At 66.6% G+C, this 23,463-nt stretch carries 20 protein-coding genes and 1 pseudogene; 7 read left to right on the top strand and 14 right to left on the bottom strand.

Translation table 11 applies throughout. The features are described 5' to 3' along the window. Positions 1-235: 235 nt before the first annotated feature. The 7 genes from ACWEPL_RS04200 to ACWEPL_RS04230 are packed head-to-tail and all read right to left on the bottom strand — an operon-like array spanning position 236 to position 5,175. Positions 236-451: a hypothetical protein gene (locus ACWEPL_RS04200; protein WP_452435160.1), complete on the bottom strand. Its 216-nt coding sequence runs from the start codon at positions 449-451 to the stop codon at positions 236-238. A 15-nt stretch (positions 452-466) separates the two neighbouring features. Next, positions 467-1,165, bottom strand: coding sequence for an ABC transporter ATP-binding protein (locus tag ACWEPL_RS04205; protein WP_452435161.1), 699 nt, complete (start codon positions 1,163-1,165; stop codon positions 467-469). Further along, positions 1,141-1,965, bottom strand: coding sequence for an ABC transporter permease (locus ACWEPL_RS04210; protein WP_363983564.1), 825 nt, complete (start codon positions 1,963-1,965; stop codon positions 1,141-1,143). The genes ACWEPL_RS04205 and ACWEPL_RS04210 overlap by 25 nt, the downstream gene beginning before the upstream one ends. Next, complete coding sequence (locus ACWEPL_RS04215; RefSeq protein ID WP_452435162.1) at positions 1,965-2,981, bottom strand: ABC transporter substrate-binding protein; 1,017 nt, start codon at positions 2,979-2,981, stop codon at positions 1,965-1,967. Before ACWEPL_RS04215 ends, ACWEPL_RS04210 begins: the two co-directional genes overlap by 1 nt. A gap of 49 nt (positions 2,982-3,030) precedes the next feature. Further along, positions 3,031-3,507 (bottom strand): GNAT family N-acetyltransferase, encoded by a 477-nt coding sequence (locus tag ACWEPL_RS04220; protein ID WP_452435163.1) that lies wholly within the window; start codon positions 3,505-3,507, stop codon positions 3,031-3,033. Then, a complete protein-coding gene (locus ACWEPL_RS04225; protein ID WP_452435164.1) occupies positions 3,504-4,481 on the bottom strand; it encodes an ABC transporter substrate-binding protein in 978 nt (325 codons plus the stop codon). The genes ACWEPL_RS04220 and ACWEPL_RS04225 overlap by 4 nt, the downstream gene beginning before the upstream one ends. Positions 4,482-4,500: 19 nt before the next feature. Next, a complete protein-coding gene (locus ACWEPL_RS04230) occupies positions 4,501-5,175 on the bottom strand; it encodes an ABC transporter permease subunit (protein ID WP_452435165.1) in 675 nt (224 codons plus the stop codon). Positions 5,176-5,443: 268 nt separating this feature from the next. On the opposite strand from ACWEPL_RS04230, the gene ACWEPL_RS04235 reads away from it, so the two are divergent. Both ACWEPL_RS04235 and ACWEPL_RS04240 read left to right on the top strand, forming a co-directional pair. Continuing rightward, positions 5,444-6,373 (top strand): ornithine cyclodeaminase family protein, encoded by a 930-nt coding sequence (locus ACWEPL_RS04235; RefSeq protein WP_363983574.1) that lies wholly within the window; start codon positions 5,444-5,446, stop codon positions 6,371-6,373. Between the two features lie 475 nt (positions 6,374-6,848). Continuing rightward, positions 6,849-7,313: pseudogene (locus ACWEPL_RS04240) on the top strand (helix-turn-helix transcriptional regulator); the annotation flags it as partial. Positions 7,314-7,610: 297 nt separating this feature from the next. Here the strand turns inward: ACWEPL_RS04240 and ACWEPL_RS04245 are convergent. Then, positions 7,611-7,919 carry a nuclear transport factor 2 family protein gene (locus ACWEPL_RS04245; RefSeq protein WP_452435283.1) on the bottom strand — a complete coding sequence of 103 codons (309 nt, stop codon included), beginning with the start codon at positions 7,917-7,919 and terminating at the stop codon, positions 7,611-7,613. Positions 7,920-8,275: 356 nt separating this feature from the next. On the opposite strand from ACWEPL_RS04245, the gene ACWEPL_RS04250 reads away from it, so the two are divergent. The 3 genes from ACWEPL_RS04250 to ACWEPL_RS04260 all read left to right on the top strand — a co-directional run bounded on the left by ACWEPL_RS04250 (position 8,276) and on the right by ACWEPL_RS04260 (position 10,379). Next, positions 8,276-8,884 (top strand): integrase core domain-containing protein, encoded by a 609-nt coding sequence (locus ACWEPL_RS04250; protein WP_452435166.1) that lies wholly within the window; start codon positions 8,276-8,278, stop codon positions 8,882-8,884. A gap of 437 nt (positions 8,885-9,321) precedes the next feature. Beyond that, positions 9,322-10,014 (top strand): hypothetical protein, encoded by a 693-nt coding sequence (locus ACWEPL_RS04255; RefSeq protein ID WP_452435167.1) that lies wholly within the window; start codon positions 9,322-9,324, stop codon positions 10,012-10,014. A 32-nt stretch (positions 10,015-10,046) separates the two neighbouring features. Next, positions 10,047-10,379 carry an integrase core domain-containing protein gene (locus ACWEPL_RS04260; RefSeq protein ID WP_452435168.1) on the top strand — a complete coding sequence of 111 codons (333 nt, stop codon included), beginning with the start codon at positions 10,047-10,049 and terminating at the stop codon, positions 10,377-10,379. 307 nt (positions 10,380-10,686) lie between these two features. Here ACWEPL_RS04260 and ACWEPL_RS04265 read toward each other — a convergent pair whose 3' ends face one another. The 5 genes from ACWEPL_RS04265 to ACWEPL_RS04285 all read right to left on the bottom strand — a co-directional run bounded on the left by ACWEPL_RS04265 (position 10,687) and on the right by ACWEPL_RS04285 (position 21,456). Beyond that, on the bottom strand, positions 10,687-11,280 hold the full coding sequence (locus ACWEPL_RS04265) for a hypothetical protein (RefSeq protein WP_452435169.1): 594 nt from the start codon (positions 11,278-11,280) through the stop codon (positions 10,687-10,689). Positions 11,281-11,282: 2 nt separating this feature from the next. After that, positions 11,283-17,540, bottom strand: a complete 6,258-nt coding sequence (locus tag ACWEPL_RS04270; RefSeq protein ID WP_452435170.1) for an RHS repeat-associated core domain-containing protein — start codon at positions 17,538-17,540, stop codon at positions 11,283-11,285. A 502-nt stretch (positions 17,541-18,042) separates the two neighbouring features. Continuing rightward, the gene (locus ACWEPL_RS04275) at positions 18,043-18,774 is read right to left on the bottom strand and encodes a group II intron maturase-specific domain-containing protein (protein WP_452435171.1); all 732 of its coding nucleotides are present in this window, start codon (positions 18,772-18,774) and stop codon (positions 18,043-18,045) included. Positions 18,775-18,849: 75 nt separating this feature from the next. Further along, a complete protein-coding gene (ltrA, locus tag ACWEPL_RS04280) occupies positions 18,850-20,607 on the bottom strand; it encodes a group II intron reverse transcriptase/maturase (protein ID WP_452435172.1) in 1,758 nt (585 codons plus the stop codon). 621 nt (positions 20,608-21,228) lie between these two features. After that, the gene (locus tag ACWEPL_RS04285) at positions 21,229-21,456 is read right to left on the bottom strand and encodes a hypothetical protein (protein WP_452435173.1); all 228 of its coding nucleotides are present in this window, start codon (positions 21,454-21,456) and stop codon (positions 21,229-21,231) included. Between ACWEPL_RS04285 and ACWEPL_RS04290 the strand changes: the two genes are divergently transcribed. Further along, positions 21,436-22,362, top strand: a complete 927-nt coding sequence (locus tag ACWEPL_RS04290; RefSeq protein ID WP_452435174.1) for a tyrosine-type recombinase/integrase — start codon at positions 21,436-21,438, stop codon at positions 22,360-22,362. The genes ACWEPL_RS04285 and ACWEPL_RS04290 overlap by 21 nt on opposite strands. Positions 22,363-22,680: 318 nt before the next feature. Here ACWEPL_RS04290 and ACWEPL_RS04295 read toward each other — a convergent pair whose 3' ends face one another. Then, positions 22,681-23,058: a hypothetical protein gene (locus ACWEPL_RS04295; RefSeq protein WP_452435175.1), complete on the bottom strand. Its 378-nt coding sequence runs from the start codon at positions 23,056-23,058 to the stop codon at positions 22,681-22,683. Between ACWEPL_RS04295 and ACWEPL_RS04300 the strand changes: the two genes are divergently transcribed. Beyond that, the gene (locus tag ACWEPL_RS04300) at positions 23,039-23,383 is read left to right on the top strand and encodes a hypothetical protein (protein ID WP_452435176.1); all 345 of its coding nucleotides are present in this window, start codon (positions 23,039-23,041) and stop codon (positions 23,381-23,383) included. The genes ACWEPL_RS04295 and ACWEPL_RS04300 overlap by 20 nt on opposite strands. Positions 23,384-23,463: the final 80 nt, after the last annotated feature.

Genomic DNA, 23,463 nt, shown 5'->3' on the forward strand with positions numbered 1-23,463 from the left:
ACCGGGCGGCGCAGCCGGTAGGCGAGATAGATCAGCCCGTCCGCGGCCACCGCGCTGGGCGCGCCCGCCCAGTGCCCCTCCCCCGCGACCGGCGGTTCGACCGCGACCACGGCGCGATCGGGGTCGGGGAGCAGGGCGGCCTTCTCGTCGATCGACATGGTCGTGAGACTAGGCGACGGCACGGGGCTGAGCACCGACGATGACCTTCCTTTGCACGTTTCCTTTGAGGCCGCCGTCACGCCTTGGCGGCATCCGTGAGCGCCACCTCCACGTCCGGGGACCGCGAGGGTGACAGCAGGTGCGGGCCGAGGGCCGACAGGTCCACGAGCTCTACCGGAGCGTCATGCTCGATGTGCCTGGTCAGCGTCTCGGCGACCTCGATGGCCACCGCCAGGGTCCTGGACCCGATGTGAGGGTTGCCGACCAAAGCCACCACGTTTCCGCCGCTCACGACGACCATCCCTACTCATTTTGAAGGAATTTCGGCGACGCCGAGTGCCCGCAGCAGCTCGGATCGGATCTCGGTGGCGCTCCGGCCGGCATCCAGCCGCTGCTCGGCGGCGATCCTGCCGTGGTCGAGCACGAGAACGCGGTCGGCCAGGGCGATCGCCTCGTCCACGTCATGGGTGACCAGCAGCACGGCGGGCCGGTGTTCCTCGTACAGACGGCGCAGCAGGCCGTGCATCTTGAGCCTGGTCAGGGCGTCGAGCGCGCCGAAGGGCTCGTCCGCGAGCAGGAGCCGGGGCTCGCGGACCAGGGAGCGTGCCAGCGCCACGCGCTGCTGCTCGCCGCCGGACAACTCGTTGGGCCAGGCACGCTCCCGCCCGGCCAGACCTACCTCCGCCAGGCTCTCCCGGCCGCGCTCCACGGCGCCGTCGAGTCCGAGGATCACGTTGTCGAGCACGCGCTGCCAGGGCAACAGCCTGGCGTCTTGGAACACCACCGACACCTGCGCGGGCACCTCGACGAGACCGTCCCCGGCGACGTCTGTGTCCAGGCCCGCCAGGGCCCGCAGCAGTGTGCTCTTGCCCGACCCGCTCTGCCCGAGCAGGGCCACGAACTCTCCCGGCGCGATCTCCAGGTCCAGGCCGTCCAGGACGGCGCGATCGCCGTACACGCGGGTCAGGCCCTTGACGCGGATCAGCTGGCCAACGTCCGTCGCCACGACAGCGTCCTCCTCTCCACGAGCCGCACCCCGGCGTCGGAGAAGAGCCCGAGCAGGCCGTACAGGACGATGCCGACGAGGATCACGTCGGTCTGCCCGTACGTGCGCGCCAGGTCCATCATGTAGCCGATGCCGGTGGTGGAGTTGATGAGCTCGGCCACGACCAGGAACAGCCAGGCCGTGGTGACCGCGAAGCGCATGCCGAGCAGGAACCCCGGCAGCGCGCCCGGCAGGACCACCTTCCTGATGAACGCGCCGCGCTTGAGGTCGACGGTCTCGGCCAGTTCGACGTAGCGGCTGTCGATGCTGCGCAGCCCGTTGTGGGTGTGGATGTAGATCGGCACGAGCACGCCGAGGGCGATCATGGTGATCTTCATGCCCTCGCCGATGCCCAGCCACAGAATGAGGAGCGGCATGAGCGCGAGCGCCGGGATGGCCCGCTTGATCTGGATGGGCCCGTCGATCACGGCCTCACCCCACCGGCTCAGCCCGGAGACCAGCGCGAGCATGGTGCCGAGCGGCACGCCGAAGGCCAATCCCAGTGCCACGCGCTGGACGGACGCGAGCAGGTTGGACTGCAGGCGGCCGGACTCGATCAGGTCGGCCGCGGTGGTGACTACGGTCCACGGCGCGGACAGGAAGCGCGGATCCAGCAGGCCAGTCGCCGAGGCGGCCGCCCAGAGCGCGAGGAGCAGGAGCGGGCCGACCAGGAAACCGAACCTGATCCGCGGGCCGGGCCGCAGGCGACGACGCTTGCGCGTGCGGGCGGCCACGGCCGGACGGGAGGCGACGAGCGTCATCACGCACCACCCTTGACCGCGGCCGCGCCCACCGTCTGGAAGCGCAGGTCGTACAGGTCCTGGGCCTTCAGCACCGGGTTACCGGTCTCCTTGGACAGGATGTCGATGGTCTCCTGGTGCCGGGCGATGGCCTCGGACCAGTCGGCGGGGATGTCCGGCTCGCCCGCCAGCTCGGCCAGGTATTTGCCGTCTTCGGCGCTGAGACCCTGGTCCTTGACGTAGTAACCGTCGATCCACTCCTTGGGGTGCTCGTAGACCCAGCGCGAGGCCCGTGCCCAGGCGGCGACATACTCGCGGATCGCAGCGGCCTTGGCCGGGTCCTGGAGCGTGACCGTCCGCACGTACAGGTGGCCCGGGTCGTCGCGGAGCCCGTGGCGGATGGTCGTGGCGCCGTCCCTGCCGAACTTGGCGGTGTAGCGCCTGATGTTCACGCCGCCGATCGGAGCCACGTCCACCTGCTTGGAGGCCAGCGCGTTGGGATAGACGTCGCCGGTGCTCGGCAGCTCGACCAGGGTGACGTCGTCCTTCGTCAGCCCGGCCTGCTTGAGGACTTTGAGCACGAGCGCGCCCTGAGCCTGGCCGGGGCTGTAGGCGATCTTCTTGCCGCGCAGGTCGACCAGGGTCTTCACGCTCACGCCCGGCGCGATGCCGAGCTCGTACGTCGGGTGATGGAGCGGGTCCTTGCGGAACTTGGAGGCGACGATCTTCACGGGCAGGCCGGTCCAGGTGGCCTGGATGGCCGGGATCTCCGCTACCGCGCCCACGTCGAGCGCGTCGGCCCGGAACGCCTCGCTGGTCTGCGGACCGCCGCTGATGTTGGCCCACTCAATGTCGAACGAGAACTTGTCGATCTCACCGGACAGCTGCAACGCCACCTTGGTGGGCGGGTCTCCGACGATCAGCTTGGTGCCCTTGGGGACGGACGTCGGCAGCGGCGCGTCGGCAGCGAGCACCGCCGCGGAGCTCTGCTGCTCGCCGCCTCCAGCACATCCGGTCAGGACGGCCAGCAAAAGCACGGCGAGTGCGGGTCTCAGGAGAGCGGAAACAGGCATATGGCATGGCCTTTCACATGTGAAGGTGCAGATCCTTGACGAAGGCGAGCGGGCCCCGCGTGGGACGGTCGGCGACGTCGAACTGCGGGTCATAGCCGCTGGCCAGATAGAGGCGCACGGCCTCGGGCTGGCGCGGCCCGGTGGTCAGGTAGATCCGGCCGTACCCGCGGCGCAGCGCTTCCCGCTCCAGCTCGCGTACGACGAGGCGGCCGAGCCCTTCGCGGCGGTGACGCGGGTGTGTCCACACGCGCTTGATCTCGGCGGTCGCCGCGTCGTAGCGGCGGAACGCGCCGCCGGCCACGGTCTGGCCGCCGGACACCACGATCAGGAACGCCCCGTACGGCGGCGCGAACTCGGACTCCGGATACCTCGCCAGCTCGTCGTTGGGCCCGTACCGGGAGGTGTACTCCAGTTGCAGCCCGGCCAGCAGCGGCGCGGCGGCCGGGTCCGACACGGGGACGAGCCGCACCTGCGCGGTGAGCTCGCTCATGACTCCTGCCGAGGCAGGCCGGGCGGGTTGATCTGCGACGCGGGGATCGCCTCGTTGCCCAGGCCCCACCGGTCGAGCACCTCCTTGTACTTGCCGTTCTCGATCACGGTGTTGAGCGCCTCGTTGAGCGGCTTGACCAGGCCGTTGTCCTTCTTGGTCATGGCCGCGATGAGTCCCTGCAGGTCCGGCCCGGCGCCGGAGAAGGTGCCGACGATCCTGGACCCGCCGCTGACGGCGATGTTGTAGGCGATGGTCGGGTTCGGGCCGAAGTACGCCTGGACGCGGCCGGACTTGAGCCCCAGCAGCACGTCGCTGTACTTCTCGTAGTAGAGGATCTCCACCGGTTTCAGCCCGGCGGCCTTGTTCTGCTTGTCCCAGTCGAGCAGGATCTTCTCCTGGTTCGTGCCAGAGCCGACCGAGACGCGCAGCCCGGCGATGTCGGCCGGCTTGGCGATCTGCTTGATCGGGCTGTTGCCGGGGACCTGCCAGCCGAGCTGGTCGACCCGGTACGTCGCGAAGTCGTAGGTGTCCTTGCGCTCCTCGGTGACCGTGACGTTGTTGAAGACCACCTCGTCCTTGCCGGACTTGGCGGCGAGGAAGAGGTTCTCCCACGAGCTGATCCGCGGGGAGATCTCCAGGCCCAGCACGTCGGCCACGAGCTGGGCGAGGTCGATCTCCACGCCGATCAGGGTGGTGTCGTCGTCGGCGCGGAACACCAGAGGCGCCGCGCCCTGGCCGCTGAAGCCCACCGCGAGCTTGCCGTCGGCGGCGATCTCCTTGGGCACCTGGGCGGCGATCGCGTTCACCTTGTCGGCCCGTACCCGGTTCTGGTCAGGGCTGAGGTTGATCTTCTTGCCCGCCACCACGGGAGCCGTGGCGGCGGACGGCGCGGTGACTGTGGGCTCGGCGCCGCAGGCCGCGGTCAGCAGGAGGAGCGCGGGCACGGCGAGGGCCCGCGCGAGCGAAGCGCGCATGTCATGACGTCCTTGGGGATCAGAGAACCTTGCTGAGGAAGGCGGTGGGCACGATGGTCCGCATGGCCTGCGGCAGGATGATCCGGAAGAGCCGCCGCGCCGGCGGCAACCCCAGAGCGGCCGCCGCCTCCCGCTGCCCGTGATCCATCGACAGCAGACCGCCGCGGACGATCTCAGCCGCGGACGCGGCCTGATGCAGCGCCAGCCCCAGCACCGCCGCGGTCAGCGGCCCGATCAGGTCCATCGTCCCGAAGTCGAAGAACGCCGGCCCGAACGGCACCCCCACCGACAGCCGCGGGTAGAGCAGCGCCAGGTTGTACCAGAACAGCAGCTGCAGGATGAGCGGCACCGACCGGAACAGCCACACGTATGCCCAGGCCACCGACGACAGCAGCCGGTTCGGCGAGAGCCGCATCAGCGCCAGGACCGCGCCCATCACGAACCCGAGCGCGATGCCCAGCGCGGTCAGCTCCAGCGTGAGCAACACCGAGCGCACCACCGACGGCGCGAACAGGTACTGCCCGACGACGGGCCACTCCCACGCGGGGTTGGTGACCACGGCGCTGGCGACCATCCCCAGCACGACGAGCACGCAAGCGGCGCCCAGCCACCGCAGCGGACGACGGGCCGTCACCACCTCCAGCGGCCACCGCGCGTCCTGGCGGGCCGGTGACTCTACTTCAGGCAGCGTCATGAGCCGCCTCCGATCTCGATCACGCGGTCACTCCTCGGCGAGAGGAAGGGAGGGTTGATGACGAGATTTCGTGATCAGTGACATTGCGCGCTGGCGACGTGGCCGTGGTCCACGTGCGCGCGCCGGGTCAGGTTCGCGGCCTGGCTCATGCCCACGAAGCTACGAGCACATTCCGATAAAGTCAACATTTCCTACTGGATATACATGTATTATCCCACTGGTACCGTCCGAGATGCACAGGCACCCGGAAGGGCTTCACGACATGCACATGATCACGCAGTCGGAGATCGAGCGTCTGCTCACCCCTTCCGACTACATTGACCTCATCGAGGCCGCCTTCGCCGCCCATGCCCGTGGCGAGACCTCACCCAGCCGCCTGTCTCACCTCGACAGCCCGCCCGGCGAGTTCCACATCAAGGCCGCCGGGCTCGGCGGCGTGGTAGCTGTCAAGATCGGCGCCTGCTTCTATGACCGGCCCGCCACGCTGGGCCTGCCGAGCATCGTCGGCGTCATCGCCCTGTTCGACGCCACGAACGGCCAACCCCTGCTGTTCCTGGAATCGGCCACGGTCACCCGGCTGCGCACCGCCGCAGCCACCGCCGTGGCCGTACGCCACCTGGCACTGCCCGACGCCGCCACCCTGGCCATGCTCGGCACCGGCGCCCAGGCCGCCGCCCACATCGCGGCCATCCGGGCGGTCCGCCCGATCGAGCGAATTCTCGTATGGGGCCGCGACCCGGCCAAGACCGCGCGCTTCGCCGCCGAACACGGCGCCGAGGCCACCCGCACTCCCGCCGAGGCCACCCGGCAGGCCGCCGTCGTCGTCACCCTGACCCCCTCCACCGATCCCTACCTGGGCTTGCGCGACGTACGGCCAGGCACGCTGGTGGCGGCGGTGGGCTCCGACGCGCCCGCCAAACGCGAACTCCACGACGACCTGCTCGCCGCCGCCACCCTGATCACCGACGTCACCCACCAGTGCGCCGCAGTCGGCGAACTCCACCACCGCCCGAAGACGCCGGTCAAGGCCGAGCTCGGCGAAATCGTCCTGGGTACGAAGACCGGCCGCGAGCACGCCGACGACCTCGTGGTCTTCGACTCCACCGGCACCGCCGTCCAGGATGTCGCCGCCGCGCAGGCGCTCTACACCGCCGCGATGAAGAACGGCGCCGGCCACCCGCTCCCCCTATGGGAATGAGCACGACGGCCGCCACCAGAGCGACCAGCAAGACGCCAGCCAGCGTCGTCACACGGATCCATCGGTCTGCCGAGAGGTCGAGCACGGCGGGAGCGATTCGGCCTTCCTCAGCCGCATCGGTGAGCTCGGCCGGCATGGTGATCATGCAGTCATGGCCCGTCTCCAGTTCCCGCACCTGTGCCGGGCTGCCGTTGGGCTGTATCGCTGGGACGGGCCGCCGCTTGATGCCCTCCGGTAGGCCGGCGACGCAGTGAATGTGCGTCTGCGGAATCGTGCGCACGGCCGGGTTGTCCAGGCGGACCGGTTGCCGGAAGCAGAGCACGGGCTGATCCGGCAACATCGCCCGCAGCCAGGCCACGTCCGCCGGGTCGGTGACCCCGAGCATGCTCAGGGGCGGCGGCAACCTCCTGAACAGGCCGGCATCCCCTCCGTTGGCGTACGGCGCGTACCGGGCCTGCGCCGGGAGGAGGTCGCGATGCTCGCCGGCATCAGCGCCGACTACTACCTGCGCCTGGAGCAGGGCGGCGACCGCAACCCCTCCGCGCAGGTCCTCGAGGCCCTCGCCCGCGTGCTGCAACTCGACGACGACGCGACGGCGTACCTGCTGCGCCTCGGCGCCGGCCAACCCCGGCGGCGGCCCAGGAAGGAGACCGTCCCTCCGGGCGTCGCCAAGCTCGTCGTCACGCTCCCGCTCCCCGCGTACGTGGAGGAGCTCTACTTCGACGTCCTCGCCGCCAACACGCTGGCGACCGCTCTGTCACCGCGACTCGTGGCGGGGGGCAACCGCCTGCGGGACGTGTTCCTCGACCCCGCCGAGCAGGCCCTCTACCCGGACTGGGAGGACGCCGCGCAGGGCATGGTCACCGGCTTCCGCGAATCCGTCGGCACCGACATGGACGACCCCCGATTCATCGAACTCGTCGGCGAGCTCTCCCCCGCCAGCCCTCTCTTCAGCAGGCTCTGGGCCCGCCACGACGTGAACACCTGCGAAGGGACCCCCCAAGCACATCGACCACCCCCAGGTCGGTGGCCTGTCACTGAACCGGGAGAGACTGGGCGTCAGCGGCGCGCCAGGCCAGACGCTCGTCGTTTTCCCTCGTGGATCACGGCTTCGGAACGGGTGGGCAGGGCCTCGTGGCCGACGACTTCGATGTCTATGCCGAGGGCGAGAAGGTATGGAGGCGGCCGCGCGGCGGTTCTCTGCTCGACGACGCCAAAGGAGAACTCGCGCGCCCGCTCACCGAGCAGGGGGTTCGGCGGCGGACGGAGGCAGGGGCGGGGAGCCGGTGGCCACCAGGCCGGCGACCGGTCTCACCTTGCGGCGGGCGATCAGCCACCTACCGTCGTACTGCTCGAAGTCGTCCTCCACCAGGCCGATCGTCGTCCAGCCCGCCGGCCGCAGGTCGCCCTGAGCGGGGTTGGCCTGGTACCAGTGCCAGACCGTCGCGTACGCGGACACCCGGGGTCGGCCCGTGTCCCACTCGATGGCTATCTGGCCGAGCACGTGCGCCACCATCTGCTGGCGCCGGCGCGGGCCGTCCAGCATGAACGCGGTGCCGCAAGGTACTCGACGGGCTGACCAAAGAGGCTGAGGTACTGGCGCTCCGTCACCAGAACCAGGTCCTCCGCCGTCAGCTCGGCAGCCGGCCTCGGTAGGGTGGCGCCGACCGTCTCTGGCTTGCGGCGTTGTCGCGACTGATACACCGCCGCCGGTGGGCGGAGGTGTTCCCGGTCACCCCGGCGGCGATCCTGCGTCGGCATCGCAGTCTCGTGGCGCGTAAATGGACTTTCACAGACAGGCGGCGTCCGGGACGGCCCTGCACCCGCCGACCGGTCAAGGCACTGATTGTGCGGATGGCGCGGGAGAACCCGAGCTGGGGGCATAGCAGAATCCAAGGCGAGTTGGCCGGGCTGGGCTACAGCATCGCGGTCTCCATAGTGTGGGAGATCCTGCACGCCGCCGGTATCGATCCGGCACCCCGCCGAGCCGGGCCGACCTGGCGGCAGTTCCTGACCGCTCAGGCCCACGCGATCATCGCCTGTGACTTCCTCGCGGTCGAGACGATCACGCTCAAACGGCTCTACGTGCTGCTCTTCATCGAGCACGGCACCCGACGACTGCACCTGGCCGGCGTAATCGCACACCCGACCGGGGCCTGGGCGGCCCAGCAAGCCCGCAACCTGGCGATGAACCTGGGCGACCGCATCACCGGGCTACGGTTCCCGATCCACGATCGGGATCCGCTCTTTACCTCGGCGTTCAGGGAGGTCTTCACAGCTGAAGGGCTGCGGATCATCACCACGCTGCCGCGGACGCCGAGGATGAACGCCATCTGCGAGCGCGTCATCGGCACGCTGCGCCGTGAACTTCTGGAGCGGATTCTGATCCTCAATGAACGCCACCTGGCCCGCGTGCTCCAGGAGTATCTGATCCACTACAACCGGCACCGGCCGCACCAGTCCCGGCAGCAACGTCCCCGGACATCGCAGCGCAGCCCGCTCACGACGTGACCGACCTCAACGACCAGCGGATCGTCCGCCGAAAACCCGTCGTTGCCAGCATGATCAGCGAATACCACCACGCCGCTTAACCGCAGCTCAGGACCCATAGCTCAATATTCGAGCGGCACAGGCTGGCAGCGGACTACAACCGAGGCTTTCGCGGCGATCATCATCGGAACAGGCCTCTGCTTATCGAGCCGCCCTCTTCCGGCTGATGACGGCCTGGCCGATGCCCTGGGCCAACTTGCTCTCCCAGGCCCGAGTGCGATGGACGTTGACGCCGCCATCTGCGCTCCTCAGCGGTGCGCCTGCCGATAATTACATCCGCCCAGGTCATAACCCTGCAAAGGCTTCGCGTGGCGGCGCGAGCTCCGGCCACCCAGGAGACGGAACCAAGTGCGGCATGACGATCGGCCGTGCTCCTTCGCCTGGCCTACCTCACCGTCATGAACACGTTCGCCACACTGCGGTTGCTGCCTATGGGCGATCGAGACAAGGACGTGGAGATACTTGCCCTGCGTCACCAGATCACCGTCCTCGAGCGCCAACTCGGCACCGACACCAGAGTCAGATTCGCACCCGAGGACCATGCCTTTCTCACCGCCCTACTGACCTCGCTACCCCGCGAGACCCTGCGCCAACTGCGGCTCTTCGTCCAGCCGGACACCGTCCTGCGCTGGCACCGCGATCTGATGAAAACGACGTCACTCGCGTACCTGCCGGCGGAAGCGGCCCGGGCGCCCGCCCATGGTGCGCTCCATCCGTGCCCTCATCCTGCGTCTGGTCCGCGAGAACCCGGCTGGGGCTATCGGCGGGTTCGCGGAGAACTCACCACGCTCGGCATCAAAGTCGCACCGTCCACGGTGTGGGAGATCCTCAAGCAGGAAAGTTTCGATCCGGCGCCCGAGCGGGCGTCCAGCACGTGGGCCGACTTCCTACGCTCGCAAGCCGACGCCCCCCTGGCCTGCGATTTCATCGAGACCGTCACCTTGAACGGGCAACGCCAGTACATCCTGGCGGTCATCGAGCATGCCACCAGGCGTGTCCGTGTGCTCGGCACCACCGCGCACCCGAGCATGAGCTGGGTCACCCAGGCGATCAGGAATCTGGCGATGCGGGCTGCCGGGCGCGCTATCTGATCCGAGACAGGGATGAGAAGTTCCCAGCCCTCATGGACGATATCCTCGCCGACGTCGGCATCAAGACCGTGCTCACCGGTGTCCGCATGCCGCGGATGAACTCGATCATGGAGCGGTGGATGCAGTCGTGCCGCCACGAACTCCTCGACCGCTGCCTTGTATGGAACGAACGCCATCTGCGGCACGCCCTGCGCGAGTACGAACGGTTCTACAACCAGCACCGAGCCCATCAAGCCCTAAACCAAGCAGCGCCGCTGCGCACCGTCCCCGATCCGATCACGGATCCCGAGCAAATCACCGACCTGAATGTATGCCGACGCGACCGGCTCGGCGGCGTCCTCCACGAGTACTCACCTGCGGCTTGAACGCATGGATGGAATTTTCGGCAGGCGCACAGTCGCCTTGCTCGCAGCCGAGCAGAACGCTCTCTGCTCGGCACAAGCTCCCTGTAGCGATCGAAGTCGTCTTCCCGCAGGTCTCATCGTCCCCACCTGACACAGCACATGCTCACCAGCGGAGACCCGCATCCCAAGAGGTACGGGCCCGGTTCCGTTCGGTACCGATCGATGGTGATCCGCTAGGTGTGAATCCGACCGGCCGTAAGGGCAAGGTCTGCGTCAGCCGAAGATTCTCCCTACCAGAGAGGCCCGGTCCGACCCCGGATCGGTCTGGTCACGGAATTGGCACACGCAGGATGGGAGCACCGTTGTAATGGGCCTCCCAAGCGGTGGCGCCGACGAGACCGAGCGGTTGCCTGATCATGGCAGAGGCCTCGCCGTTCACCCAGGATTCGAGTCGTTCCCGCACCGTCTCGACGGGAAGACGCCCCACCAACTGGGAGATCACCGTTGTACCTTCCACCATGCCGAACGCACATTTGAATGGCATGGTCTCACCTCTGGCTCGCGCAGCGGCATCGAGCGCCCTGTTGAGGCCACCGCAGATGCCATCGCTGGCCGCCTGCAACTGCATCGGCACCTGGGCCGCGCCAGGCAACTGCTCCCGCAGCAGATGCCTCTCCTCGTCATCGGCAAAAATGTAGTAGGCGTTCTTCGGGAGGTGGCCCGAGATCGCCTTGACGATCTCGGACACCAGTCGCTCGGCGTCGGCGTCCTCGAATATCTCGATGTCGATATTCCCGCCGGTATCACCTTCGCCTCCTCCCGTCACCTCACCCTGATCGCCGAGGATATCCTCGATCAGATCTTCGATATCGGCCTTGCCTACCTGCGCGCCGCCCAGCCAGCTGATAAATACTTCCACCATACCTACTCTATCTGTTGCCTGAACACCTTCTCAAGGAAGAACGCGTCCAGCTTCGTGAGCGACCTCTTCCGGCGGTCCGGGCGGTCCCAGCTCATACCCTCGATCTTGTTCCTTAGGTCAGCCCCTTCTTCTCTATAAGCTTCTATGTAGAATTGCTCACCACCGGACATGGCGTCCCTGGAAGTATAGACGTCGATGATCTCAGGCTGTTTGTCTCCCAACTCTGGGAAGTAGTGGTCATGCCCCTTCTTTTGCTTTTTGAAGCGCGCATTGAGCACCTGCTGAGGCGTTCCCTTGCCGCTGGCCTTGCCTATGTATACTACTTTATCCGCACTATTGCGGATGATGTAAGTGATGTAGCTCCTTCCGCCTGCCGCACTGGGCACGTCGATCTTGATGTTCTTCCCCGGGGTGATGCGGAATCTGCTGAACATACTGGCCTTGCCGCTGGCCTTGCCCTTGTCGCTACCCATGAGCTCATCAAGGTCATGGCGCGCCCATATGCCGTTGAAGAAGAAATCTGTGGCCTTCCTCCCACAGGACGTAAAGCCTATTTCTTCACAGATGGACATGGCGAGGAAGAATTCCTGCTGCGTCCTGAGGCGATCATCGTTCATGGCCTCCGAATATGTTCTGAAATGGTCGGCGGCACGAGCTTGCCAGCGCTCTATGAACTTCGCCCTGACCGCATCGTTCGGAAGCGCTCCAATGATGATCTCGATGGCTGATACATAACTGCCACTGCCACCGCCAGCGTCGACGTCGAGACCGTCCGGATCGGACTGCCCAACAGGATTGTCGGCTGCGTAGCCGTACGGGCTCGTCAGCTCCGGGTTTTCGGTGTCGAATTTAGGGTCGGGAGATATGAACTTCGCCGTGGCGGGGTCGTAGTAGCGCGCGGACAGGTAGCTCAGCCCCGTGGAGGCGTCTTCTACCTTGCCGAGGAAGCCGCGGTCAGTGGAGGGCAGATCGTCCACGCCCCGGCGCTGGCCGTAGGGCAGATAGCGTTCCCGTGCGACCTGGCCGGTGGTGTCGTCGATGGCCAGTTGCATCGAGCCGTGCAGGCCGGAGGCCGCCCACTGGAAACCGTTAGTGGTGCGAATGCCGATGACGGCGCCGTCGGGCGAGGCGTAGTAGCGGGTCGCCTTCGTTGTGCCGGAGGCGCGTACCTCCATCCCATCCAGATAAAGAGTGGTCCCACTTGCTTCACGCCGGATGAGCCGCTCGCCATCGGCATCGTAGACCATGGAGGTGTCCACGCCATCAACGGCGGCCCTCTCCAACTGCCCTGTCTGGTTCCACGTAAATGTCGTCTGCTTGCCGTTTACGGTGCGGCTGATGAGCTGGCCGGCGTTGTCATAGGAATAGGTGTCAGTTCTGGACGGTCGCGCGACGGAGGTGACTGCGTTGGGACGTACCGCCGAGGATCCAGGCGCCGGGTAATGGTATGTAGCCGTCTCCGTACTGTCGGTCAGAGAAGCGATGTTGCCGACGGCGTCGTATGCGTACGTGTGACGGTAAGGGTCGATGCCTTGACCGTCAGGGCCGGCGGCACAGTCGGCCCGTGTTGTGGTGAAGGCCGAGGCGAGCCGACTTAGAGCGTCATAGCCGAAGCACTCTGATTGGCCGGGGCTACTTCCGGTCGCTGACGTGGCGTCGAGAACCTGCGTGATCTCACCGGCCCGGTTGTAGCTGAATACGTCATCCTGGGCAGTAACGGGGCTCGGTGTGTTCGCTTTCGCGGTGGTGGTCAGCTTGCCCAGCCAACCGGTCCCGGGATCCCAGGTGAAGGTTCGTTTGAGCTGACCGTTGCTTCCATATAAGCGTTCGGCAATGCGGCCGGTGGAGCCGTAGGAGGTGTCTTTGACGTAGACCGTGCCGCCGTTCAGGTCCGACGAAACGTCCTTGGGCATCCCCAGGTCCGAGTAACCATAGGTGAGGGTTTCTGATTGGAGACCTCCCGCAGCAGGCAGAGTGCGCGTCAGTGGGTTGCCGGCTCTGTCGTAGGTTATGGCGAAGACATAGTCACCTGCGATTCCCGTCTCAGCGGCTGGAATGGATACCTTGGTGCCGGTAGGGCGGTAAGAGCTGTCGTAACCGGTAACAGCCTTGGTATAGGCACGGCCGCCAGCATAGCGAGTGCTGGAGGTAACCTGGCCCTGCGCAAGGGTGTCGTACAACCATTCGGCCAGCTTGATACCGGTGTCGACCTCTCCAGCCCACTGAGTCTTTCTGCGACCTATGTCGTCGTAGGTGTAGGAGGTCTTAGTGTTGTTCCCGTCAATGTTCCACAGGATTCGTCCAGCGGCGTCATATCCGGTGGAGGCACTACCACTGTCCGGAGCTGTGGTGGCGATGCGCCGGTCGAGCCAGTCGTAGGAGAAGGTGCGAACATTGCCGTTGGCGTCGGTGAGCCTGGTCAGTTTTCCGGCCAGATTGTACGCATAGGTCGTGTCGTGATGTGTGGAGGTGTCGAGCCATTCTTCCTTCTTGATCGTGCGTCCTGCTGTGTCCAGGACGGTTGCCACCTTTCCGCCCACCGATGGCTGCACCTCGGCGCGGTCCATGCCGGGATAGCTGGTGGTGGTCCGCCGGAATTCGACTGCAAGGTTCATGTCGATGTTGGCGATCGGACGCTTGAGCGCGTCGTAGAGCGTTTTCGTCCACTGCGGCAGGCTTTCGAAAGCCGGGTTGAGCAAGCCGCTCCCGGGGGCGCCACCGTTGTACGCTGGCAGAGCCTTGACATACGTCAGACCTCGGGCGTCATAGGCCGTGACCGCGATGGTGCGGCCTCCTTGAGGTGACGGCGTCTGCACTTCACGGATCCGGCCGAATCCGTCCTCGTAGGTGTGCGACTCGGTGTACTTCGCCGCGCCCCCGGTACCAGACAGTAGCTGTCGCATGACGGTCTTTATGGGACCGTTCGGTTGGCTGGCGCTCCCCGCGACGGGGATGTCGTAAGCAACAGTGGCAGTGGGTGTCCCGCCGCTTCTCGGCTCGCCCGTGCCCCACAACCTGACCGATCGGCCGAGGCCGTCGTGGTCGATCTCCGTCAGTCTTCTATTGGCGTCGAGTACCGAGATCACCAACCCGGTACCGTAGGAATACTTTGTTGTCGTCTTCTGCCCGAGAGGGTTCGTTGTGGTAACCCCATTGAGCGGCCATCCGACAGGCGGGTCATAGGAAGTGGTGGTGACCTTGTTCAAGGGATCGGTAGTTGTCAGCGTGCGCCCGTACTCGTCAAAAGTGCCCTTCGTAACGGAACTGCCGGTGGCGTTGAAGTGCAGGCGAGTCTCCGTGACGTTCCCATCGCTGGGCGCGTTGGTCGCCGGATCTGATCCGCCGTCATAAAGGAAGACCGACTTGCCGTACAGCGCACCGGCGACACAGTCGTCACCTGCTCTGCGCTCGACTACGGATGGAAGTTTGGTGAAGTACTGGCCTCCCGCGACATTGCGTGCGTATGTCGTGGCAGTACAGGAGTTGTCGGTCGAGACCCCGTCCTGGCCTAGGTCATTCACTCTTACCGGCAATCCGTCGGCGTTGTAGGCGATCTTCTTGTCCGCATATCGCCAACTGCCGCCTGTGACCTGTTCGCGCGACCGTTCACGAGTCTGCAAAACGAAGGCGGGATCGAGCACGCCGGGGCCGGTGCCGGTGGACTTGACCTCGTACTCATAGCGGGTGGACTCGGTCTCGGCGTAAGTACGCGGGTTTGTGCTGGTCAACTTCCAGGTCTGCTTCTGTAGCAGCTGACCTTGCAGGGCGCCCGAGTCGGCGACGGTGTTGCCTTCGAAGTTGGTGATAGTGGCACCGTTGATGCCGCGATAGAAGGTTTCAGAGGTGACGCTGTAGTCGCTCGGGGCGGAGCCGGCTCCTCGGATGGTGCGCACCGTCTCGTAGCCGCGCCAGTCGCTGCTGGCCGGGGCCAGGTCAGGCTGAGCGTAGGCGACGCGGTCGGTCCAGCGCGGGCTGCCCAGGTAGTCGTAGCTGGTGACCATGTCCGGCGAGCCGCCGACCAGGTCACGCTCGACCACCTTCGTGGCCAGTTGTTTGAAGAAGCGACCCCAGCTCTCGTAGCCGCTCTCCGGGTTCTCGTCGTAGAGGACCTTGTAGCAGTCTCCGGTCGCGTCGGACAGGTAGTTGGTACCGTCGCGGCCCTTGCCGCCGCCGCATGGGTCGGCCTGGCCGTACGTGACCTCGATCCGGCCGCCCATGCCGTTGCCGATCCCGACCACTCGGGGCACCATGCGCCAGGACAGGAAGTCGGTCCAGTCCGACATATTGTCGTAGTCCATCCGCCCGGCCACCATGGCCGCGTCGAAGGCGATCGGCGGCACAGTGGTCTGTGTATTTCCAACCAGGCCCGTCTGCTGCACGCTGTCCAGCCACAGCACGGGGTCGTAGGCGGGGCCGAAGTCGGTGCGGGTGTAGATCCACCGGTAGCGGAAGTCGAGCCGGGCGCTCGGCTCCCATGCACCGGAAGTGGGGTTGCGGGACTCGGTCAGCACCGAGTCCAGCTTGCGCGTGGAGTAGAACGCGATCGCGTCATTGGTGGTGCAGGTGGGGCCACAATTTAGGTCGGTCGGCACGTCCAGGCCGCCGCGATCAGAGGTGGTGAACGTCATCCGGGCGGTCGGGGTGCTCCCGCTCACCTGCGTGTTGTGGCCGTAACTGATCTGCTTCAGGAAACCGCCCCGGTCGTACGGCAGCACCCGGTAGACCTCATAATCGCAGCCGGGCATGCAGAAGTAGTTGGTCTCCCGCTCGTAGGTGTAGTCGATGACGTTTTCGTTGGCGTCGACCGACTGGTCCAGGTTCCACCGCCACACACCCGCGCAGGTGGGCGGGATCATGTCGTTGAAGTACCGGTCAGAGCACGGCTCGCCCCGCTGGTTGCCGATGTACTGCAGCTGCCACTGGGCGTCCTTGGTGTAGCCGAAGCGGTGCACCTGCCCGTCGGAGGAGGTGACCTTCCAGTACTCCAGCCCGTCCGCGCCGCCGGTCAGCTGCTCGACCTTCCACCCAAGGTCCGGCACCGTCTTCCACGACCCGGACGTGCGATCCTTGACGATCGAAGCGGACCGGCCGGCCAGGTTCAGCACCAGCTCCGACTGCGTGTAATCCTTGGTGACGTCGGTCGCCAGCTCATCCGGCGACTCCCAGCACACCGCCGAAGCGTAGGGGCCGTTCTCGTCGGCGTACCAGATCAGCTCAGCGGTGTCGGGGTCGTACTCGTTCCGGGCCGTACACCGGCGGTACTTCCGCTCAATGAACCCGCTCGACAGGTTCCAGCCGATCCCGACCGCGCCGGACTGGTTATTCGTCCAGTTGCCCTGTCCGTCCACAGAGGAGGCGTCGTACTGCAGCGACAGGTTCGGCCCGTTGCCCACCGGCGACGGTGCCTCGGGGAGAGGGTAGTCGTAGGAGAAGCCGCCGCCCGAGGTGCCCGCTTGCCAGGTACCCGACGGCTTCAGGTCAGTGGCACCGAAGTTGCCGTCCGGACCGGTCATCCCCGACGCCAGCACATACACCGACCCGGACTCGAACGCCCGCGCCGCCCGCTCATCGGATTTGCCGCCCTTGCCGTCGGCGCTCTTGGGCAACGAGAGGGGGGCCGCCTTGCCGGTGGCCGGGTCGGTGTCGATCTCCGCCGTCAGCGTACCCGTCTTGATGTTGTTGTGCGCCTTGACCTGCTGCGGTCGCACCACGCAGTCCCGCGGCCTGGGCACCGTCAACGCACAGGCGGGCAGCCGCAGCACCTGCAGCCGGGCGGCGAAGTTACCGCCGTAGGCATCCCGGAAGCCCGCGTACAAGAACTCCGCCCGTACCTTGCCGGGAGTGTCGCCCGTGAGCCGGGCGGCGACGCCGATCCCGCCCAGCCTCCGCACGGTCTCGGTAGGCAGCGTCTCCACCTTCACCTTGCCGGCATCGGCAGCGCCCTTGACCGTGGCGATGCGGACCGGCAGATCACCTGCCGCGACCAGCTTGTGGTCGGCGGGCGGGTCGACCACCTCCGCTCCCGGCTTCGGCCATACCGGCTGCTGCCGCTCAACCTTCGGCTGGGAGGCCTCCACCCCCTCGGCCACCTTCGCCTTCGGGACCGGGCGGCCCTCCACCGACGTCTCGGGCTCCGGCCCGGACACCGACGCCGCGGCCGGGCCGACGAGGTTGTCGGGCACCCCCAACCCTGAGATCAACATGGCCATCGCCACCGCGATGGCCAGCGCCATGGTTCGTAACCGCCGCCAGAGCCGCATGTCGCCACCTCTTCAAGGCACGCTGACGCAGACCCCTGCGACCGGGCCCGCTCGCGCCATAAGGACTTGATAAAGACGATCAGCCTGGATCTTGATCGACGATCACCACATGGTCAATACCTACTGATTCGCCACGAACATCACGGAATGTCGCTTTCGCGATTCACAGAGCGGCGGACTGCATGTCAATCGACTTGTAGAAACGACCCTTACCAGACCCGATAGGCCTTGTGACTTATGTCACGTCACCACTCTTTCGAGTGACCCCCGCAACATGTGCGGCAACATTCGGCCGGCTGGCATACCCCGGCCCACCACCCAACATGCCCCTGTCACGCACACGACCGCGCAGTCACATCTCTACGACAACAGGAACTGCGCTTGTGCGGTCGGCCCAGGGCGCGGTGTCGGTGTTGCCACCGGTCCGTTTCCCCGAGCCGCCGTCCCGAACCCGCCGTGCGTCTCTCGACGCAACGGGCTCTCCACGTGTCTTGCCCAGTGGTCAGCTGGCGGCTGCCGCTTCGATGGTCCACGGAGTGGGGATGGCCGCTCCGCGGTATCGGTAGCGGACGATCGTGACGCTGGATGCGCCGCGGAAGGCCACCGATCCTTCGGCGAATCGCCAGCCCTGGTCGCAGAATCTCCGCAGCTGACTGCGGGGTATCCGGTGTTTGCGAAGGAGCCATCGCGCGATCCGCTGCCACGCATGGTGGTCGATCACCGCGAAGGTCTTCTTGGACACGCCATGGCGGAAGTAGTTCGCCCATCCAGCCAGCATCCGGTTCAAGCTCGCCAGGAGCATGCCCAGACTCTGGTTGAGGGTGTGCCTGTAGGTCCGCTCCGAGATCCGGTCCTTGATCGCCTGGACGGCTTTGCGGGCCGGTCTGGTGTAGACGACGAGCTTGTTCGTGCCGCGTTTCCGCTGGCGGCGGATGTGCTGGCCGAGGAAGTCGAACCCATCGTCAATGTGGACCACACGGGTCTTGTCCACTGAAAGGCGCAGGCCAAGCCGGGCAAGGACTTCTGCGATCTGCTCGCGCAGCATCCCAGCCTGCTCGGCTGTCCCGAACACCATGACGACGAAGTCGTCGCAGTAACGGACCAACCGCCAGTTGCCTTGCCCGGCTCGCCTGCGCTTGGTGCGCTGGTAGTCGGTGCCCATCAAGGTGTGCCACTGGGTGTGAAAGTGCTCATCCAGCGCCGTCAGGGCGATGTTGGCCAGCAGCGGGGACAAGAGTCGGGTAAGGACGGCGCGTTACCGCGCCGCCCTCCCCTCAGAACCGGACTGGAACATTTCTATTCATCCGGCTCAAGCAGGTCCTGCTGGCGTTGAAGCCGCAAGGAGCAGTGCTGGTGCTGCCGGGCGGGCGGTCCGGGTCCGGCAGGCGGTGTGGATGAGGCGTTGATCGTCCGGGCTGTTCCCGGTGGCGATGTTGAGCTTGCTGATCGCCATTCGGGTGCCGCGCAACCACTGTTCCCATTCGCGAGGGGACTGTGGCTCACGATCAGCGTGCAGAAGCAGGGTGCCGCAGAGCGGGCAGCGTCCTCGCTGGGCCTTCAGCTTGGCGAGCAGCAGCACGCTGAGCGGTCCATTGTGCTTCTTGCCGCGACGGTCGGCCCAGTAGCGGGCCAGGCCGGGATCGTCTGGAGAGGCGGCCCCGGCCACCATCGCGTGCCGGACGATCTTCGTCCAGGCGAACTTGGGCAGGTAGGCTCCGGTGTCCTTGTCACCGAAGACCCACCGGTCGTTGCGGGAGCGGTTAAACCGGCCGAAGTACCGGTCCATCCGCCACCACCTGGACTTGTTCGGGTGTGTCCGCTTGGCCCATTTGTAGAGCAGCTTCCACATGTAGTCGTCCAGCGCGGAGAACACCTCACTGGAGACCTGGCTGCGGTAGTAGGCCGCCCATCCCCGGATGATCGGGGTGAGCGTGCGCATCACCGAGGCGGCGTTGCTGCCCAGCAGGGCCCGCACCTCGGTGCGCAGTCGTTCCCGGATGCGCCTCACGGCGTCACGGCTGGGTTTGATCAGCGGGAGTTTGCCGTGGTAGCGGCGGATATTGAACCCCAGAAAGTCGCACCCCTGGTTGACGTGGACGATCTGGGTCTTGGCCTCGTTGAATAGCAGGCCGCGGATCCGCAGCCACTCGGTCAACCGCTGCTTGACCTGCTCCGCTTGCTCCCGGCTGTGGCATAACGCCAGCAGATCGTCGGCATAGCGGACCAGTACCGGACATTCAGGCGCGGTCTCGATCCCGCCTCGACTGCGCGTGAAGTACCGCACTTCGGCCGCCGTTTCCATCCCGTGTAAGGCGATGTTCATCAGCAAGGGGCTGATCACGCCCCCTTGAGGGGCGCCCTCCTGCGTCGGCGCGAGGCGGCCCTGGTCCATCACGCCCGCTGTCAGCCAGGCCCGGACCATTCCCCTGCCGGGGAATGCGCCGAGCTGGCCGAGCAGGTAGTCGTGATCGATGTGGTCGAACGCTCCTTGCAGGTCGGCGTCGAGGATCCACTGCCGTTTCGGGTCGCGACCCTTGACGACTTGGTAGATGGCCTCGATCGCGTCATGGCATCCCCGGCCTGGCCGAAACCCGTAGCTCTTGGGCTCGAACCGGGCCTCCCACTCGGGCTCCAGCGCATTGCGCACTCGCGCCTGCTGGGCGCGGTCGGCGATCAACGGGATGCCGAGTGGGCGCAGTTTCCCATTCGCCTTCGGGATGAACACCCGTCTCACCGGCCGGGCCCGCCGTGGTGACTCATGGATCTCGATCACCAGAAGTTCCTTGTCCGCCGCTGACAGAGCGATCCGCCCGTCAACGCCGGGAGTGAGACGACCAGCATTGCGCTCGGTCACCTGCCGCACGCTGATCAGCGTGTTCGACAGGATTCGGAGCATCAGCTTCTGCAGGCTGCGGACCCGCTTGTGGTCCCCGGCCCGCGTCGCCGCGAAGATCCGTTGCCGCAGTCGTCGTACTCGATCCTCGGCGGCACGCCAATCCACGGCGTTCCACTCCAGGCTCTCGTCCTCAGGTCCGTTCGCCCCAACCCCGCCCTCGGCCATGGCCATCGGCGGCGTCCCAGCGTCCAACTTGTCCCTCGGTTCCAACGCCTCGTCGTCCGTTCTCTTCGCAGACCCACCCGGTCCACGTCAGCCCTCTTTCGAGGCGGGCCACCCAGGCCCGTATCCGGCCGGTTATACGACACGACCGCGATGGAGGAGCGATCATCTCGTGCCACTTTCCCGCCGCCCTTCGGCGCACCGGCATTCGCTTCTTGGACCATCCTGTTCCCGCTGCGGCATTACGCCTTCCTCACGGTCGGCCTACCAGCCACCGGCTGGACCGCAACGGGGTTCCCACGTTGCACACGCATGAGATGCGATCGGGGTGGGCGCCTTCTTGACCCCGGGGCCGATGGTGTCCACCCGGCGGGAAAGGAATATCCCCGCCGGCATCCGCCGCTTTCCAGCGGCCAGGCCCTGCACCCCCACCACAGCAGACATCCGCGAGGGCCCGTCAGTCACGAGGCATCAACGAAGGTTCACCCTATTCGCCCGTCCGATCTTCCTCTCGCCCGTGGCCTCCCGTGATGCGCGGGGGCCCTTCGGCTTTCCCTTGGGCTCCACACCCCGCCGTTACCAGCGACGCATGCCAAGGCGAGGACAGGCCACTCGGACACTGGCCCGAGATCACGTTCCCGGCATCAGCCGAACCTCCAACCAACGTGACCCACTCACAACGTGCACCCTTCGTGTCGCACTCCCGCCCTGGGGAGCGCCCGTGAAGCTGTCCTTGAACAAGCCGTGATGCATCACCCCGGCCTTCAAGAACGCCTTCACCAGCGCCAGCACGCGTTTATCGGAGATCCTCAAGCGGATCCGCTCCATCAGCACGGCGTGATCGATCTGATCGAACAACTCACCTCACGCGACGTCAACGGACTGCTCGCGACGCTGGCGTCCCGTCCCTCGCCGACCGGGCGCCGGTTGTCGCCGGCCACCGTGGTGCGGATCCACGCCACCTTGCGGACCGCGCTGAACGCGGCGGTGCGCGCCCGGCTGATCCCGGTCAACCCGGCCAACGGAGCCGAACTCCCCCATCCCCGCCGACCGCATCCGATCGTCTGGACCGCCGGGCGGACGGCCCGCTGGCAGCAAACGGGAGAACGTCCAGCGGTAGCGGTCTGGACCGAACAACAACTCGCGGCATTCCTGACCGGCGTCGCGCAGGACCGCCTGTACGCCGCCTGGTGGCCGGCCGCGCTACGCGGCCAGCGCCGCGGTGAACTGGCCGGGCTACGCTGGACGGACGTCGACCTGCAGGCAGCGGAGCTGACAGTGACGCAGCAGCGAGTGCACGCCGACAGCCAGGTCGTGGTCGGCCCGCCGAAAAGCGCCGCCAGCTGCCGGGAGGTGGCCCTGGACGCGCAGACCGTACGGGTGCTGACCCGGCACCGCGAACGGCAAGAGAAGCTGAGCGCGAGGGCGGGCACACGCTGGCGGGAGTCGGGATACGTGTTCACCACCGCGACGGGTGCGGCTCTGCGGCCGGACTACCTCACCGGCCGGTTCCGCCGGCCGGTGACCGCCTCCGGACAACCGCCCATCCGGCTGCACGACCTGCGGCACGGCGCCGCCACGCTGGCGCTGGCCGCGCACACCGACCTGAAGGTGGTGCAGACGATGCTGGGGCATGCCAGCATCGTGCTGACCGCCGACACCTACGTCTCGGTGCTGCCGGAGGTGGCCCACCAAGCCGCCCGGGAAACGGCCCGGCTGGTGCTAAGAGCAGCATCCAAGCTCGGGCAGGAGCTCGGCGTGTGACTCAGGTTTGCCTCACGTTTGCCCCATGCCGTCGCCGACCGCGGACGCGGCTGGAGTTTCCGCAGGTGGAGAAGCGCGCCCTGCAGGATTCGAACCTGCGACCGTCGGATCAGAAGTGGGTGACGGTTCGTGCCACCTCAATGCGTTTTGCGTGTCAGGCAATGCCGGGTTCTGACGGCCTATGACGGGGCGTACGAGCACGCACCGAGCACGATGGCACCCTACCGGCCCACCTTACCCATCGTCGCCTCAGCGGCGCTGGGACTTGCCTTACCACTCAAGAGCCTTGTCGACCAAACGCATGATGCGGTGACGGGTTCACGGGGTGAGATTGAGCGGTGTGGTGACCATCAGCGACCATTTGCTGTCGGAGAAGTACGAGCCGTTGTCGTCCGTCCAGACGATCATCGGCCGTCCCGCCCGGTCGAGCGTCATGGCCAGGCCATCGCCAGGCCCGTTGCGCACGCCGGCCACCGCGGTACGTGAGCAATGGCCATCCGTGCAGGTGTCGAGCATGACATACGGACGGCGGGCGTCCTGGTAGGCCACCAGGACGCGCCCCGCCCGATCGATCACCGGCACCGGCGGGGCGTACGACTCACCGGACAGCGTGACCGTGACGTACTGCGCGCAGTCCCAAGTGCGGCAATCAACGTACTTGACCGCCGAATCCTGAATGTCCTGGTACGCCAGCACCGGCCGGCTGTCCGGGCGCACCGCCACCGCCACGGCGTGGCGCGGGCTGTCCTGGGCCGGCTCGATCGTCTGGGGCGCCACCGGCCGGGTGACGCGCGGGCGCGCGCAGGCGGGGTCCTCGCACGAGACCATATGGACCTCGCCGGTTCTGCTGTCCATCCGCGCGACCACCGGACGGTCGTCAGCGCCGACCGCGACGGACAGGGTCTGCGGCCCGGGAGCGAAACCTTCGGAGGGGACCCGCGCCACCTTCCGGGTGACCGGGCGCGAACAGCCGGAGTCCGTGCAGGAGATCAAGGAGATCACGTCGTCGTACCCGGCGTGAGCCCCCGGCCGATGTCCACCTGATCGGCAGTGGCGACAACAAGCCCGCCGCCGGGGCGCGCGGATAGGGCCAGCGACATT

It is taken from the genome of Nonomuraea sp. NPDC004186 (genome assembly GCF_053603495.1).

Coding starts and splice junctions, on each gene's coding strand:
- ACWEPL_RS04210 (WP_363983564.1), bottom strand. CDS start 1,965: ATGACGCTCGTCGCCTCCCGTCCGGCCGTGGCCGCCCGCACGCGCAAG.
- ACWEPL_RS04220 (WP_452435163.1), bottom strand. CDS start 3,507: ATGAGCGAGCTCACCGCGCAGGTGCGGCTCGTCCCCGTGTCGGACCCG.
- ltrA (WP_452435172.1), bottom strand. CDS start 20,607: ATGGCCATGGCCGAGGGCGGGGTTGGGGCGAACGGACCTGAGGACGAG.
- ACWEPL_RS04255 (WP_452435167.1), top strand. CDS start 9,322: ATGAACACGTTCGCCACACTGCGGTTGCTGCCTATGGGCGATCGAGAC.
- ACWEPL_RS04245 (WP_452435283.1), bottom strand. CDS start 7,919: ATGCTGGACGGCCCGCGCCGGCGCCAGCAGATGGTGGCGCACGTGCTC.
- ACWEPL_RS04270 (WP_452435170.1), bottom strand. CDS start 17,540: ATGCGGCTCTGGCGGCGGTTACGAACCATGGCGCTGGCCATCGCGGTG.
- ACWEPL_RS04225 (WP_452435164.1), bottom strand. CDS start 4,481: ATGCGCGCTTCGCTCGCGCGGGCCCTCGCCGTGCCCGCGCTCCTCCTG.
- ACWEPL_RS04235 (WP_363983574.1), top strand. CDS start 5,444: ATGATCACGCAGTCGGAGATCGAGCGTCTGCTCACCCCTTCCGACTAC.
- ACWEPL_RS04260 (WP_452435168.1), top strand. CDS start 10,047: ATGGACGATATCCTCGCCGACGTCGGCATCAAGACCGTGCTCACCGGT.
- ACWEPL_RS04265 (WP_452435169.1), bottom strand. CDS start 11,280: ATGGTGGAAGTATTTATCAGCTGGCTGGGCGGCGCGCAGGTAGGCAAG.
- ACWEPL_RS04230 (WP_452435165.1), bottom strand. CDS start 5,175: ATGACGCTGCCTGAAGTAGAGTCACCGGCCCGCCAGGACGCGCGGTGG.
- ACWEPL_RS04300 (WP_452435176.1), top strand. CDS start 23,039: ATGTCCTGGTACGCCAGCACCGGCCGGCTGTCCGGGCGCACCGCCACC.